Here is a 14,535-nt window from a genome sequence, read left to right on the forward strand (position 1 = left end):
TTCAAACCCTAAATAAGATAAGAATATGAACAACAAGAAAAATAAGCTCTTGATTTATGGGGCAACGGGATACACTGGAAAAATCATTGCAGCCAGGGCAAAGGAGTTAAATATTAATTTTGAAATTGCAGGACGGGAAACCAATAAAACTCGGAAATTGGCAGAAGAATTAGCGGTTGGTTATCACATTTTTGAAGTCGATACCGAGGACGCCTGGAAAAAAACATTACAGGATAAAACTGTTTTAATTAACGCGGCGGGGCCCTTTCAGTTCACTGCCTCACAGGCTATGAAAGCTTGCCTGAAGGCTGGCGTTCACTATCTGGATATCAGTGCAGAATTGGATACCTACCGAATGGCGCAATCGTTGGACAGCGAAGCTCGGAAAGCTGGGATACAGTTGATATCCGGTGCGGGACTTTTCGTAAGCTATGATGCACTGGTGATACACCTTTCAAAATTGGTGTCAGAACCTGAATATCTGAAAGTAGGGTTCCGTCATTATGGAGGTTTCTCCAAAGGATCTGTATTGAGCAGCAAGAACATCGCTGACTTAGGCATATTAGTACGTAAAAATGGAGCTATTGTTAACAACCCTGAGCCAAAATCGAAAATATTTTCGTTTGGTAAAGAAGAAGTGGAATGTATGCCAACGCCTCTTGGGGGAATTATCCTGAGCTATAAATCCACGGGAATTCCAAATATCGAAGAATTTTTTTCCTTAAAACTGCCTGCAACTGAACTTCCGGATTTAACTTCCAAAAATCTGCCTGATGGACCAACATCAGAAGAAAGGGCAGCGGGGCGAAATGGAATTTCAGCTGAGCTTACTGGCAAAGACGGAAAAGTAGTAAAAGCTTATGTAGATGCTCCTTCGGGATATGACCTTACACCGCTTTCGGTATTAGCAGTAGCAAGTCGCATCTTAAATAATGACTTTAAAGTGGGATATCAATCACCGGGTTCAGCGTATGGTGAGGATATCTTGAAGGATATCCCTGATACCTATTTGGTCGACACTAAATAACAAAAAGGATAAAATCTAAAATTATAAAAATGAGCAGCGAACAACAAATTCAGAATTTAATTGGCCGGTACACGCATTATGTAGACCAAGCCAGATTTGATAAGATTGGAGATTTATTTGCTAACGGAAAAATTATATCCCCAAGAAATGTGATAGAAGGGAGAAAAGAAGTGATTAGCCAATTAAGCAAAAACTTACAGGTCTATGCCGACGGAACCCTAGAACGGCGCATGTGACCACCAACACAGTTTTGGATATTATGGAGGATAAAAATCAGGCTACAGCGTTATCCTATCTCACAATTTTACAAGCTGATGCCGAAAGAGGACTTTCTTTACAGCCAATTGCCGTGGGACGTTACCATGATACCTTTAAGCATGTGGATGGGAAATGGGAGTTTTCGGTTAGGGAACTATTCATCACATTAGCAGGAGATCTTTCACACCACGCAGTACCAAATACCATTGACCCTAAGATTATTGAAAAAAGAGAAAAATAAGATCTTTTAAGAATAGATTAAAATGTTCGTCAAAATGGCAACGAAACCTTCCTTTTTGACGAACTTTATCTTCGCAGCTTAGCTGATCTTTGTACTAACATAAATTAATAATAATGAGTTATTGCAACTATATCCCTATGATGAACGAACCGAGCCGTAGCCTTCATCAGAATTATCATGACAATCATTATGGATTTCCTATTCATGATGACAATGAGCTCTTCGGCCGCCTGATTATGGAAATAAATCAAGCGGGGCTGAGCTGGGAAACTATTCTTAAAAAAGAGGAAAACTTCCGTAAAGCCTATGATAACTTTGACCTTACGAAAGTGGCAGCCTATACAGAAAAAGACCGTGAAAGATTACTGAATGATTCGGGAATTATCCGTAACAAACTGAAAATTAATGCAGCAATAGAAAATGCTAAAACAATTTTTCAATTGCAAAAGGAATATGGCAGTTTTGACAAATGGTTGGAACACCATCACCCAAAAACTAAAGAAGAATGGGTAAAACTGTTCAAAAAAACATTCCGTTTTACTGGTGGTGAAATTGTAAATGAGTTCCTAATGAGCATCGGGTATCTGCCTGGAGCCCACTCGCCATTCTGTCCCGTACACATAGCTATATTAGAGACACATCCAATGTGGTTAAAAAATAGAATGATATGAATATAGAAACATTTATCAAAAATTGGGTTGCTGCAAGCAATGCATTTGATACTATAAAATACCTTGGTTTTTATTTGCCCGAAGCTGTTTTAGACGATCCATCAGTAGGCAGAAAGTTTGAAGGACATCATGGAATTAAGCAATATTTCGATAGCTACTTTATTGGATATAATACGCATACCGAGCAGATAAAACTTAATATAATTGATGAAGCAACTGCCCATTTGAAAGTACAGTTTACAGGTGATTTTCCTGAAGGTAAAATTGACGGTACATTTGATTTTAAACTTAAAGGAAATAAAATAATTTATTTAAAAGCAGATTTAATCCATTAATAAAAAAATATGAGCATAGATAATTTTGACGAAATCATTCGTCGCTCTTTGGAAATTAGAAAAAAGTACCATGGACTAGAAGTGTTGCACCATGGAAGTGAATGGATCGTGGAAGAGGACGCTTTGGCTTATTTAACCGATGCTGGTTTAGTAGCTCGAAACATTATGGCACAACAGAAACGCTGGCCGAAAATTGGCTTTGAAGAAGAACTTACGCATAAACTTGGCGAAAATATTTGGTGGCTGATTGTGTTAGCTGATAGAATGGATATTGATATTAAGCAAGCTGTTGACAAATTCTTAAGCAAAACAGAAAAGTTAATCAAATAATCAGGATTTACTGTTATACTATTTAATTGGATATTCTTAATTGGGAAAAGCATTAAAAATTAAGGCTACCTCCATTGTTCAGGATCTGCAGCATTCTGCCAACCTCAATATCCATTCTTGAAAAGGCGAACCATTTTTTGCCAAGGTCTTTGAGCGAGGCTCCGATATGATAGAGCTCCGTATCGTCGATTATCAAAAACCGGTCGTGAGCATCAGGGAAAATTTCGATTTCAATCGGGGGATATTGACTGTTGTATCGCTGCGCATCCAGTCGTAGCTGATTGCTGATATTGCAGGTGTAGATAGTTGCGGTAACATTATCGCTGCGTTTACCCAGTAAAGTTAGTACCGTGTCATCGACATAATTATCCAGTAGGATAATGGAGTTTTTGGCAGCTCGGATAATATTGGAAACAAAGGCATAGGCATCAAAAACCTGCCCGTTATAGAAAATCCCTTTTTCGCTATGGAGCTTATCGCTTTCCAAAGCCTTAAAAATTTCTTCAAATTTTTGGTCAGCTTCTAATTGTTTGAATTCAATCTTATCTAATCGATGAAAAAGTGAAGCGTTGCTCATAAGGATTCTACGCATTTCTACAAAGGCTTCCATAATTTCTACACTGACCTTAACGGCAATGTGAGAACGGAGTATGGCAGATGCCATTGCAACACCTTGTTCCGTAAAAACATAAGGTAAATAGCGTCTTCCACCGTAACTCAAACTTGAGGTTCCAATTTGGAACCTCAAGATTTCAGCTTCCTCTTCATTCAATTGAAAACAAAAGGATTCAGGAAACCTTTCAATATTCCTTTTTATGGCTTTATTTAGGTTCTTTGTTTCCACCTGGTATAAGGAAGCAAGGTTGCTATCGAGCATAACCTGCTTTCCACGTATGGAATAAATCAGATTTCTGATTTCCATGGTGCTGAGGGTAGGTTTATTTTCCATTACTTGTGAAGCTTTAATTTTTGGCAAATTCAAAGGTAGTTTCGGCATTATCGTTCAGTACGATGTACGCATCGAATTTCTTTCCTGACCTGCTTTTCATTCCTTTAATGAGTGAAGTTGTACCCTTGCTGACAAGACTTTTAATATTGTCTATACTGATTTGCGCACCGCAGACATTGCGGAACTGTATCCAGTTGCAAGTCTCTTCAGGACACTTTACTATTTTGTCACGTATGATAAGTTGTTGGCTTTTACATTTCGGGCAGATGAGGTCTGGCAAGTTGTTTTTCGCAATTGGGATCTGCAACAATTCATTGGCAATAGATGCAGCGTAATTTTCCGTTTGCTTTTGAAATTTTCCTGCATCTGATTCGTTGTTCTCGATTTTTTCCAATGCAAGTTCCCATTGGGCAGTCATCGCCACATCTGCTATTTTTTTTTCTTTGACCAATTCGTATACCAATAATCCCTTTTCGGTTGGTACCAGAGATTTCTTTTCCCTATTTATGTAATTACGGGTAAACAATATTTCGATAATTGATGCTCTTGTAGCTGCAGTGCCGATACCTAAATTTTGCAAAACCTTTCGCTCACCTTGATTTTCGATATCATTTCCGGCACTTTCCATAGCTGACAAAAGGCCTGCTTCAGTGTAAAGCACAGGCGGTTTGGTTTTCTTTGCCAGAACAAAAGCCTCCTTTATTTTAAGATCATCGCCTTTTTTCAACTCAGGCAAATCCAGTACTTGTTCTGTATCGTTATCAGAAAAACTGCCTTTAATGAAGCGCCACCCAGGTTCTGTAATTTTACAGCCATTTGCTGTAAAATCGTAGTGCAAAACTTGTATATCGACATCCGTTATCTCTTTGATACAGGGTTGTGCAACGGCTTCAAGTAATCGAAATGCAATCATATTATAAACCGCATTTTCCTTTGGATTCAGGGCTGATGGGATTCTATCAGTAGTTAATAATCCATGATGGTCGGTAACACGCAGATCGTTCACAATATGTTTATTAAAACGGCGCCATTTCATTTGAGATAGGTTTTGTTTAATATTTTCCCTCTTTTGTAAAGCTCTTACAAGATTAGGAATCTCTGCCCACATATCTTCAGGAATGTATTTGCTTGCGGTACGTGGGTATGTGATAAATTTCTGTTCGTAAAGGCTCTGGCAAATGTTAAGGGTTTCTTCGGCCGAAAGGTTTAATTTTTTATTGGCTTCTTTTTGCAGGCCGGTAAGGTCGAACAATAAAGGCGGTTGCTCTGTAACGCTTTTGGTCACTTGGGATGTAATTATTGCCGTTTGGTTTCGCGCAATGGCTTTCAACACATCAGCGGCTAGTTTTTTATCTTCCCATTTGATTTTTGAGATACTTTTAAAATCTATCATTTCCTTGTTATGGGACAACTGAATCTGCCAGTAATTTTTTACTTTGAAACTCCTGTTTTCCAGATAGCGTTTGCATATTAAAGCCAATGTAGGTGTCTGCACTCTTCCGAGTGAATAAACCCCGTTAGAAACTGCAATGGAGAGCGCTTGCGTGGCATTGATACCCACAAGCCAGTCTGCACGGCTCCTGGCTTGTGCTGCCTGATATAATCCGTCAAATTCTTTTCCGTCTTTGAGATTATCAAAACCTAGTTTAATGGCTTTTTCGGTAAGGGAGCTTATCCAAAGTCGCTTAAAGGGTTTATTGCACTTCAAGTATTCGTATATGTACCTAAAAATGAGTTCGCCCTCACGTCCTGCATCGGTGGCGACAATAATATTATCGCTGTTGTCAAAGAGCTCTCTAATGATTCTTAGTTGTTTTAGTGCTCCTGTATCTACAGAATCCCCTTGCTTTTTACTGACGTTTCTGACAGTCAGTAAAAAAGGGTTTGGAAGTATCGGCAGTGATGCTTTGTCAAATCCTGTGATGCCGTAATCTTCGGGCATTCCTAATCCTACAAGATGGCCCAGTGCCCATGTAACAAAATAGCCATTACCTGTCAGGTAGCCATCTTTTTTTTCGGTGGCTCTGATTATAACGGCTATTTCCCTTGCTACACTGGGCTTTTCTGTAATAATTGTTATCATATCTTATTACATTTTAGGCCCTTTTGATTTAGCAGGTGCACTTGATTCTTGTTGTTGCTGTTGTTTCTTGTCATCGGGATTTGTTTGTCCTGATTTTAATGGCTCCTGTATGTTCTTAGTAGCTTCGTTAGTTTTGCCTTCGGAATTGACAGCAGTCTGCGTTTTGTGGGCTTCAGAAGGTTTTATTTGTTCTTTGATTTTATCTGGATTTTGGAATGAAAAATCTGTTTTATTGGTTTCTTTGTTGTAGGTGATATATCCATTGTATTCTTTCCCTTTTTTATCCACTAAGCCGCTGATATAAACTGTTTGACCATCTTTGAGTTTTTGATATTGATCATTATCGAGTTCTTTATCTCTAAAGTTTTTTGGTGCTCCCTGCGTCTGGTTCTGCTTGTTAGGATCATTTCTATCAAAGAGAAATTCAACAAAACGTTTGTCGGCATTAAACTGCACAGATGCATCAAATGCAGTACCTTTCTTTGAAACCATACCTTCTAATGTAAGCGGTTTACCTTCAAATAAAGTTTGTTTTTGCTCTTCGCTTAGTTTTACACCTTTAATTTCATCGGGAATTTTAATGAAATCCGTGCGCAGTGCGATTACCTCATTGGTCAACCTGTCTATACTGATAATGGAAGGCATGATCTCATTGTTTTTCGGATTGGTGAGATCCACTATGCGTCCCATATTACCTGTTTGCAGCAGATTGTCTTTATCTTCCTTGCTGAACTCGTGACCGAAAAAAGGATAATTCAGATTAGGCTCTTTTCGGATGCCGTGAATGGCCAACACGACCTGTCCTTCGTCGTTTTGCTTAAGCGACAAACGGGCATCCATTCTTGTAACTGCAGTACCAAGATTTAAACTTACCGGTACAAGCTCATTTGTTTTGTATCCCTTGAGTAGCGGATCAAGCAGGCTCATTTTTTCAAGCTTTTCTTTGCTTAAACCCAAATGGTTTAATGTTTCCCAATCGATCTGTTCCGGTTTGTATTTGTATTCACTTGTTTCCGGATTTGTTTGTGCTGTTTCCATATTAATTTCGTTTTTTTGATTATTCGGTTTAATTTCATACTGTTTCATTAATTGTTCACCTTCAGGTGTGGGACGATCAATTTGCTTCTGCATCTCTTTTGAAGTATCAACAGCCAGAAGAGCAGGGATTTTGAAGAACGAAAAATTAGTCGGGTCCTTCAGCTGGCTGAAAAAATTGGAAAAGAAATTTGAAAACAAATCTCCCTGCTTGTCTACGCGCATAAACTGGTTCTGATTTTTGCGCGTAGGGTCAACGGTTTCCAGATTGCCATTTTGGTCAATGCCTTTTACTGCCAGAATTTTCTTTTTCTCTTTATCAAATACAAGCAGTATATCCGATAATTCTTCCTGAGTATTAAGTGGCGGGTCTTTAATTTGTTCACTCATAATTTTAAATTTTAAATTCATGTGCGAAATTAAAAGGTGAAAAGATGCTGACTAAAATCTGGAACAGTTTGGCATCGTTTTTCACTCCCTGGCATAAGTTTTTGGTATTCGGACGTTGATACTTTCTCTGATGAACTGGTGTACATCCGATAGCTTATAATATATTTTTCCGCTAATGGTATAGTAGGGGAGCTTGCCAGTTGATCGGTAACGCTGCAGTGATCTCCCGCTTATCTTAAGCATTTGCAATATATCCTGATTATCCAATAGCTCTTCGCCGTCAACACTTCCGCGTTTTTTTTCAAGTTCACTGATGTGCGCGCTCAAAAGGTCGAAACGTTCTATGATCCGTTCCATCCAGGAAATGAATTCCATTCTGTCTATATTCATGGCGGTGTGTTTTACATTAGTGATGCAAAATTGCTAATGGCAAAAGTTTTTCATTACCAATTTCAGCCAATGTAAAATGCTGTTTTATGAAAATTTTAACTGAATAAAAAATTATGATGAGTTGCTGATTTACTGGTATAATTGAGCATATAGAAGTAATTATATGCCAGTAGCCATTTGATGCCAATTGCACCTCATTGGCAAGAAAATTGCAAGTTTTAAAAAAATCAGACCTCTTTTTCCATGTGCTGTTTAAGCGATAATTTCAGCTGGTCCAGGAAAATACTTTTGCTATCAGCCCTGTCTTTCATCCTATGATAGGCATGATGAACATCTCCGAGCTGGATCCTAAAAAGCAACTGGAAAACCATACTGATTTTACGGATGCCGGCTTTTCCATGAGATATACTGCCCGATGCGTGAAGTGCGTAAATTAATTCGATCAGCGCATTCTTTGAATCTGTCCAGAAAAAATCTCTGTTAGCTACATTTCCGTCTGAAAAAATGGTGGACTGCTGGGTGTCAGGTTCAATTTTAGAAACGAGATAACTGTTAAGCAGTTCGTTAGCAATTATACGCGCTACCTTATAATCATAATAGGTAGAAAATTGAGTGTCAATTTCAAAAACAAAACTATTAACTCCTTCATGAAGGTCTATTTTACCCCGACAAAAGAAATGATGGTCCCATTCGGTTCTTCCCGTGCGATAATAGCGATAAAAATCTGTGTTATAAAAGTGCTCTTTATACTCCTGTTTGAGGAGATTAAGCTCATTGGAAAAGTATTTATGATGCATTTTTCCCGTTACAACCGGACAGGATGCTTCAATTCGGAAAACTTTATTATAGAAAATCAGTTTTCCTAGTATTTGGGGTTTGATAATTTTAAAAAAATTAATCTCTTCATTTTCATCGGAGAATCCTTTTTCTAAAACAATTTTTTTAACCGTACAAAGCAAGCTTCGAAGAACGGTAGTCATGTGGTAGGATTTTTCAATTATATGTTCAGGGTCTAAGCTGAATTCCTGTTCTGCTTTTCGAATAACCTGAAGGGCGTTCTCACATGTAGATCTTATCATGGCAACAGAATTTAGATTTATTTGAACAAGGAAAAGTGAGGGCAGTTCTGCCCAGATACGGTATGACGTTACTTTTCGTTAGAGAATTTAAATATATTATATCAGCGCGCGGTATTGGTTTCATTCTGCAGTGTCTGCATCATTTCCATAGCGTAGTTGTCCTTAGCCTGTACGTAAGCGACCTTCGTTATGATGGAAGCGCCAAGTTTTTTCTTCTCAAAGCTTGCCGATATGCCAAAATCAATTCGACCAATTTGAAGTTCTCGCGCTCTTTTGATCGTTTGGTATAAAAGCTGCCTGTATAGATTGAAACCTTCTCCGACAATATAGTCCATGCCGATAAGTTCAGGCACATATACATTTCCTGAATTTTTATAGCAAAACATTATTCCAATGAAATTCTTTTCAACTGCATTTTTCAGGGTCAGAATTATGAACTCCCAGTTTGGAGAGCTATTCATCTTTTCAAATACTTGCCTGTTATATGTGAAGGTATTTATGGCTAGGTTGCGATCCTTTACATTGCAGTACAGCTTGTAAGCCCTGTTTATTTCTTCTTGATTGAGGCAATCCTTTATTTCAACATCGTAGAATTTTTCGTATGGCAGTATTTCCCTGTTGTAATGCTTGCGTGAACGGGTTGAAAGCAGGGAACCATAATTCTCAATTGTGGGCCAGTTTTTATTTTCAATTACACAGGATTCTGGCATATCAATCCGGAAATACCCTTGGTTTCTAACCATTTCATCCCACTTGAATCCAGTTTCAAAATCACGCAGAACGACCATATCAGCCCCTAAAGAACTGTATGTTTCTTCCATCTTGTTCAATAGCATTCGAAATGATTGCTCGGCCAGAGGATGACCCTGGTCAATATAACAGTGCATTCCCTCAGTAAACAAAGAGCCGGTGCTTAGTACTTTGGAAGTCATATACATGGGCTCTGTTTTTCGAATTTCTTCAAGGTGTCTTGAAACTGATTCTGTAGACAGCATATCATCTTTCCATATCCCAAATGTGCAGAACGTCATTAAAACAACTTGCATGTTTTGGTACCTGATTATATAATAGAAAAAATCCAATTTACTGGCGGAATCCTCGTTACCGGAGAAAGTTTGTTCAAGATAATTCATTCCGTCCCAATCCAGGATATTATGAGTGCCCAAATATTTGTTCCATTCCTGCTTGTCGATATTCATTATTGTTGTTTGCTCTTCAATATGCAGCAGTGCTATTTGCTGTTTTTTAGCAGGGAGTTTTCTTCTGATATCCATTCTAAAAGCCTGCCGTATTTTTTCATCACTGCTTCCGGTTTCTTCCACGACTTTCTGGAAGTGGTGATCCATTGCACGGGCAAGTTCTGAAATATCTTCAATTTTATTATGCGCAGATATCGTGATACGGATTCCGGTGTTTTTTATAGGTACTGCTGGATAAATGCCAAGGTTGAGATAAAATCCTTCTGCGAAAAGGCGCTTTGTAAAATTATAAGCAGTGGCGGGTGTCCCCATACCAATAAAAAAAACCGGGGAGTCATTTTCAGAAACGAGCGGCAGACTGCTTTTTGAAAGCAGCGTGCTGAAATGTGCTATTTTTTTGGAAAGTTGAGCCTGAAGCTCATAGATTTCTGCAGAAAGATGTATGTTACAGGATGCAATTGCAGCGGCAACTGATGCAGGTTCAAGCTGAGCTGAAAAAGTAAGGGGACCGCCAAAAGTTTTAATCTTTTCCCGCAATTTACGATCACTGCAGAAAAATGTGGCACCGCTGGCACCAAAAGTCTTGCTCAGCGTGCTGACAACGACAACGTTTTCTTCCAGCGTTTCAATAGCGTCGAAGATAAAACCTGTACCATTTTGTCCTTTCCAGCTCATTCCGTGTACATCATCAAAATAGAGGTGAAACTGCGGATACTTTTGCGCAAGTTTTAAAAGATCCTGTACTGGTGCATAATCTCCGTACATTGAGTAAACACCGTCCGCCATGTACCAGATTTTGCCCGATTTACCGCTGAACATTCGAATTTTGTCTTCAAGCATTTCCAGATTGTTATGGCGTACCATCTCCACAGGTATTCCCCTAAGCTTTAGAACCTGACAGGCATTCTGCACACTCCAATGCGCCTGATGGTCTAAAATTACGGCATCTTCATCTCTTATCAGGGTGGGAATAATGGCCATATGTCCAAGGGTACTGTTCTTGGTTATTATTGGCGGTATATCGTACATCTGCTCAATCTTGCTTTCCAATTCAGCATATAAAGGATGCGAAAGATAAGTTTTAGAAAGAGGAAACTGCGTCCCGTAATTTCTTATAGCATTTATTGCAGCCTCTTTTAACCTTTCATCCTGTTCGAGTCCTAAATATCCCGTAGTGCCAAAATGGAGCATTTCGTATCCGTTAATTTTTATCGTCCGTCCATTTAAATATTCACCTTCCGTGTATAGGTGTAGCATTCCTTGATCCTTTGCACTAGTAAAAACAGTGTCTACTGTATCGATAAAATTATTGTGTTTGATTTTTGCCATCTCTTATTAAATTTTTAGGTTTAGATCTGTGTTTTTGTAATTGTCTGAAAATTAGACACCTAAAATTCATTATAAAAATCGAAAGCGCTTTTACTTGCAGATATTTTATTCCCAATTTGGCAAGGGTAATTCCCGATTTGACAACAAATTACAGTGTTTTGCAAGAAATAATCCATATTTGACAATGACAATGTTTCTAAATCTTTATAATTTTGTTAAATTTCAAGTTTAAAAACAAACAGGTCATGATTGCCTCACATGAATCTTTTGAGAATCAAAATGCAAGGTTTTGGATTGAAAAGGGAATCCTCTTTTTCGAATATAAACCTAATACTGCAATAGATTTGCAAGTCGCTATGCGCGTGGTTGCAGACAGGATTGCATTTCAAAATGAAAGGAATCTTCCTGTATTTTGCGATACCAGGGGAATTGCCTCAATTGACAAAGCAGCCCGAGACTATCTCGCAAAATCCGGATCACTGCTTGCAAAAGCAGTCGCTCTAATTGGCAGTGAAAATGTTTCCATGACTATGAGCACTTTCTATCTTGAAATTAGCAAGCCGTCTGTGCCTACGCGAATTTTTACCGTGGAGCAAGAGGCATTGGATTATTTAACGGATTTCGTTTAGGACCACTCTTAGACAGATAGATACAAGTATTAAATATTTACACAAATGAAAAGCTCTCACAACCGCCAGCGGATGGTCTCGATGCACAAGATGTTATTTGAAATGGCAAGGGGCAATTTCAATAACCAAATCCCTTTGAGTAGTTATGACGACGAAATTGAAACCTTGGTCGTTCTTGTCAATATGGTGGCGGAAGAACTTAAGGAGTCCGCTTTTCATTCAGGTTTTGTCAATCCGTATATTACTCACAGGATGGTAACACCTGCAACTTTTATCTTAGATGAAAATCATTCTATAAAGAATGTGAATCAAGGCGCTTTGAAAATTTTGGGTTATGATTCGATAGAGATGCTCAGCAGGCCAATACAGGAATTCTTATTAGATGACTTCACGGAAATGTCTGATCTAGAGAAAAAAGCGCTGGAGGAGCTTCTTCTATCTGGTGAAATCATTACTCTAAATTTCATAACATATAAAAAGCTGATAGTAAGCGCCGAATGCTCGGTATCAAGATTGTCGGAAGGTAAGTTTACAGTACTCAGCTTCATAGCTCCCTTTCTCCAGCTTGATGACGCTGTTCCGGAATCATACGAAACAAAAGAGCAAAAGCAGCATAATTTTAGAAAAGCCGATGCGCGCCTGATGCAGCGAGTTTACGATTACGTACTTGCGAATTTGGCGGAGCCTTTGCCTTCAATAAAGGAAATTGCTAGACTTTTTGGGACAAATGATTTTAAACTCAAAGACGGATTCCGGTATTTTTTCCATACAAGCGTCTACAAGTTTTATACCGAACAGCGGCTTAAACGGGCTTACCTAATGATTGAGCAAACTGATATTCCTTTGAAAAATATTTCGTTTATGAGCGGTTTTAATAGTTATCCTAACTTTTCCAAATCATTTAAAAAACAATTTGGGCTCTCCCCAAAAGAAATAGGCCGAAACAAAACAGGTGGTCTTTTTATAAGTGAAAAAGATTAATCCTTTCTGAGTAATACTCGCTCCCGATAGTATAAGTGTTATTGATTTGTAATTCAGAATTTTACATTGTGGAATTCAAATCGACTACTTATGATACTGAATGCGAAAATCGGATTGAAAAAAAATATTGTAGAGATAATATGCCTGCTGTATCTATTATTGTTTGTATATGCAGCCACAAATAAAGCCTTGGATTTCGAAAAGTTTCAGGTGGAGCTTGGGCAGTCTCCTTTATTGAGCGCGTTTGCAGACTGGATTTCTTGGACGGTACTAATTGTGGAGTTTCTAATAGTATTTTTTCTGTTAATTAGCAAGTCAAGAATGAAAGCATTATATGCTGGATTTTGCTTGATGGCAATGTTTACTGCATACATTTTTATAATGTTAAATTATAGTTCATTTCTTCCATGCTCCTGTGGTGGGATACTGGAGAAAATGAGTTGGCAGCAACATTTGCTCTTCAATGTTTTCTTTTTGATAACAGGTGGTATAGCACTTTCGTTACAAAATAGCTTTGTAAAAGATAAAAGCAATTTCATTAAATTCTACAATATTAAGTTAGCTTTAGTTGCTGTAGCAAACAGTGTAATTGTTCTAATTTTATTTCTGTCTTCAGAGCAAATAATGCAGCGCCAGAATCCCTTTATTCGGCGTTATCCACATCATCCTATTACATTAAAACATACGGTGGATTTAAAATACAATTCTTATTATTTTGCAGGATCGGGAAACAGTGAAGTATATTTGGGAAATTCAACAGTGCCGTTATATTTATTATCTATTGATTTCAAACTCCAACAGCAAAAGATACATGTAAAATTAGATCGTGACAGTTTTACTTTTAAATCGATCAGGCTAGCTGTTCGCCCTCCTTTCTTTTATGTAATTGATGGTAAAACCCGAGTGATTTTTAGAGGTCATATAAGTGATTGGAAAGCTAGATTACAAAAGCCTAAATCGCCATACTTCAATATCGCCATACCGATTGATAGTAGTACAATCGCATTTAGGGGAATCAGTAACAATACTAATATATTAGGATTTTTCACGACAGGAGAGAAAGCCAAGACAAATATGGCGCCACAGTTATTGCAAAAGCAAATTGATGGCATTTTCGATACGGATGGTATGTTACATTACAGTACAGAGCTGAAAAGAATTGTATACATATACAGCTATAGAAATGAATATATAGTGGCAGATCAAAACGGAGTATTGGACTATCGAGGAAACACAATTGATACCGTTTCACATGCACAAATTAAAGTAGCATATCTCAAAAACAAAACAGAACGTACAATGGGAATTCCAACCATTAGTGTAAATGCTGCTAGCAGCATCTGCGGGCATCTTCTTTTTGTGAATTCCAATGTTCCGGGTCGATATGAAAAAAGAAAAGTTTGGGATCAGGCATCTGTTATTGATGTATATGATCTAAATAAAAAGACATATCTGTTTAGTTTCCATATTTATGGAATTGATGGAAAAAAAAATAGGAATTTCTTGGTTACTCCAGACTATATATATGCTCTTATTGATACCAAATTAGTGATGTATAAAATAAACAATAAATTAAAAAAAGAGATAAAAAATATACCTGAATAAGGAT

General features: G+C 37.9%; 15 protein-coding genes. 9 read left to right on the top strand and 6 right to left on the bottom strand.

Annotated elements, in window-relative coordinates; translation table 11 throughout:
- The first annotated feature begins 25 nt into the window (after window positions 1-25).
- The 6 genes from BKM63_RS17495 to BKM63_RS17515 all read left to right on the top strand — a co-directional run bounded on the left by BKM63_RS17495 (window position 26) and on the right by BKM63_RS17515 (window position 2,862).
- A complete protein-coding gene (locus BKM63_RS17495; protein WP_071637853.1) occupies window positions 26-1,027 on the top strand; it encodes a saccharopine dehydrogenase family protein in 1,002 nt (333 codons plus the stop codon).
- Window positions 1,028-1,056: 29 nt separating this feature from the next.
- On the top strand, window positions 1,057-1,263 hold the full coding sequence (locus tag BKM63_RS24055; protein WP_083572275.1) for a nuclear transport factor 2 family protein: 207 nt from the start codon (window positions 1,057-1,059) through the stop codon (window positions 1,261-1,263).
- Window positions 1,260-1,526, top strand: coding sequence for a nuclear transport factor 2 family protein (locus BKM63_RS24060; RefSeq protein WP_278248025.1), 267 nt, complete (start codon window positions 1,260-1,262; stop codon window positions 1,524-1,526). Before BKM63_RS24055 ends, BKM63_RS24060 begins: the two co-directional genes overlap by 4 nt.
- Window positions 1,527-1,639: 113 nt before the next feature.
- Window positions 1,640-2,197: a DNA-3-methyladenine glycosylase I gene (locus BKM63_RS17505; protein ID WP_071637854.1), complete on the top strand. Its 558-nt coding sequence runs from the start codon at window positions 1,640-1,642 to the stop codon at window positions 2,195-2,197.
- Window positions 2,194-2,532, top strand: a complete 339-nt coding sequence (locus BKM63_RS17510) for a hypothetical protein (protein WP_071637855.1) — start codon at window positions 2,194-2,196, stop codon at window positions 2,530-2,532. Before BKM63_RS17505 ends, BKM63_RS17510 begins: the two co-directional genes overlap by 4 nt.
- Window positions 2,533-2,541: 9 nt before the next feature.
- A complete protein-coding gene (locus BKM63_RS17515) occupies window positions 2,542-2,862 on the top strand; it encodes a MazG-like protein (protein ID WP_071637856.1) in 321 nt (106 codons plus the stop codon).
- Window positions 2,863-2,914: 52 nt separating this feature from the next.
- Here the strand turns inward: BKM63_RS17515 and BKM63_RS17520 are convergent, their stop codons facing one another.
- The 6 genes from BKM63_RS17520 to BKM63_RS17545 form a co-directional block, all read right to left on the bottom strand.
- A complete protein-coding gene (locus BKM63_RS17520) occupies window positions 2,915-3,811 on the bottom strand; it encodes an ORF6N domain-containing protein (protein ID WP_071638160.1) in 897 nt (298 codons plus the stop codon).
- 13 nt (window positions 3,812-3,824) lie between these two features.
- Entirely contained in the window at window positions 3,825-5,894 is a 2,070-nt protein-coding gene (locus tag BKM63_RS17525; RefSeq protein WP_071637857.1) for a type IA DNA topoisomerase, read from the bottom strand.
- A 6-nt stretch (window positions 5,895-5,900) separates the two neighbouring features.
- On the bottom strand, window positions 5,901-7,319 hold the full coding sequence (locus BKM63_RS17530) for a DUF3945 domain-containing protein (protein WP_071638161.1): 1,419 nt from the start codon (window positions 7,317-7,319) through the stop codon (window positions 5,901-5,903).
- Between the two features lie 81 nt (window positions 7,320-7,400).
- Entirely contained in the window at window positions 7,401-7,709 is a 309-nt protein-coding gene (locus BKM63_RS17535; RefSeq protein ID WP_071637858.1) for a helix-turn-helix domain-containing protein, read from the bottom strand.
- A 227-nt stretch (window positions 7,710-7,936) separates the two neighbouring features.
- Window positions 7,937-8,785 carry an RteC domain-containing protein gene (locus BKM63_RS17540; RefSeq protein WP_431733027.1) on the bottom strand — a complete coding sequence of 283 codons (849 nt, stop codon included), beginning with the start codon at window positions 8,783-8,785 and terminating at the stop codon, window positions 7,937-7,939.
- A 104-nt stretch (window positions 8,786-8,889) separates the two neighbouring features.
- Window positions 8,890-11,316, bottom strand: coding sequence for an aminotransferase class I/II-fold pyridoxal phosphate-dependent enzyme (locus BKM63_RS17545; RefSeq protein ID WP_071637860.1), 2,427 nt, complete (start codon window positions 11,314-11,316; stop codon window positions 8,890-8,892).
- Window positions 11,317-11,561: 245 nt separating this feature from the next.
- Here BKM63_RS17545 and BKM63_RS17550 point away from each other — a divergent pair, with 245 nt between their 5' ends.
- The 3 genes from BKM63_RS17550 to BKM63_RS17560 all read left to right on the top strand — a co-directional run bounded on the left by BKM63_RS17550 (window position 11,562) and on the right by BKM63_RS17560 (window position 14,531).
- Window positions 11,562-11,945, top strand: coding sequence for a hypothetical protein (locus tag BKM63_RS17550; RefSeq protein ID WP_071637861.1), 384 nt, complete (start codon window positions 11,562-11,564; stop codon window positions 11,943-11,945).
- A gap of 45 nt (window positions 11,946-11,990) precedes the next feature.
- Complete coding sequence (locus tag BKM63_RS17555; protein WP_083572277.1) at window positions 11,991-12,926, top strand: helix-turn-helix domain-containing protein; 936 nt, start codon at window positions 11,991-11,993, stop codon at window positions 12,924-12,926.
- A 90-nt stretch (window positions 12,927-13,016) separates the two neighbouring features.
- Window positions 13,017-14,531 (top strand): MauE/DoxX family redox-associated membrane protein, encoded by a 1,515-nt coding sequence (locus BKM63_RS17560; protein ID WP_083572278.1) that lies wholly within the window; start codon window positions 13,017-13,019, stop codon window positions 14,529-14,531.
- Window positions 14,532-14,535 lie beyond the last annotated feature (4 nt).

The organism is Flavobacterium johnsoniae (genome assembly GCF_001879205.1).
Taxonomy (GTDB): Bacteria; Bacteroidota; Bacteroidia; order Flavobacteriales; family Flavobacteriaceae; genus Flavobacterium; species Flavobacterium johnsoniae_A.

Coding starts and splice junctions, on each gene's coding strand:
- BKM63_RS17545 (WP_071637860.1), bottom strand. CDS start 11,316: ATGGCAAAAATCAAACACAATAATTTTATCGATACAGTAGACACTGTT.
- BKM63_RS24055 (WP_083572275.1), top strand. CDS start 1,057: ATGAGCAGCGAACAACAAATTCAGAATTTAATTGGCCGGTACACGCAT.
- BKM63_RS17520 (WP_071638160.1), bottom strand. CDS start 3,811: ATGGAAAATAAACCTACCCTCAGCACCATGGAAATCAGAAATCTGATT.
- BKM63_RS17515 (WP_071637856.1), top strand. CDS start 2,542: ATGAGCATAGATAATTTTGACGAAATCATTCGTCGCTCTTTGGAAATT.
- BKM63_RS17505 (WP_071637854.1), top strand. CDS start 1,640: ATGAGTTATTGCAACTATATCCCTATGATGAACGAACCGAGCCGTAGC.
- BKM63_RS17530 (WP_071638161.1), bottom strand. CDS start 7,319: ATGAGTGAACAAATTAAAGACCCGCCACTTAATACTCAGGAAGAATTA.
- BKM63_RS17555 (WP_083572277.1), top strand. CDS start 11,991: ATGAAAAGCTCTCACAACCGCCAGCGGATGGTCTCGATGCACAAGATG.
- BKM63_RS17550 (WP_071637861.1), top strand. CDS start 11,562: ATGATTGCCTCACATGAATCTTTTGAGAATCAAAATGCAAGGTTTTGG.
- BKM63_RS17560 (WP_083572278.1), top strand. CDS start 13,017: ATGATACTGAATGCGAAAATCGGATTGAAAAAAAATATTGTAGAGATA.
- BKM63_RS17535 (WP_071637858.1), bottom strand. CDS start 7,709: ATGAATATAGACAGAATGGAATTCATTTCCTGGATGGAACGGATCATA.
- BKM63_RS17510 (WP_071637855.1), top strand. CDS start 2,194: ATGAATATAGAAACATTTATCAAAAATTGGGTTGCTGCAAGCAATGCA.
- BKM63_RS17495 (WP_071637853.1), top strand. CDS start 26: ATGAACAACAAGAAAAATAAGCTCTTGATTTATGGGGCAACGGGATAC.
- BKM63_RS17525 (WP_071637857.1), bottom strand. CDS start 5,894: ATGATAACAATTATTACAGAAAAGCCCAGTGTAGCAAGGGAAATAGCC.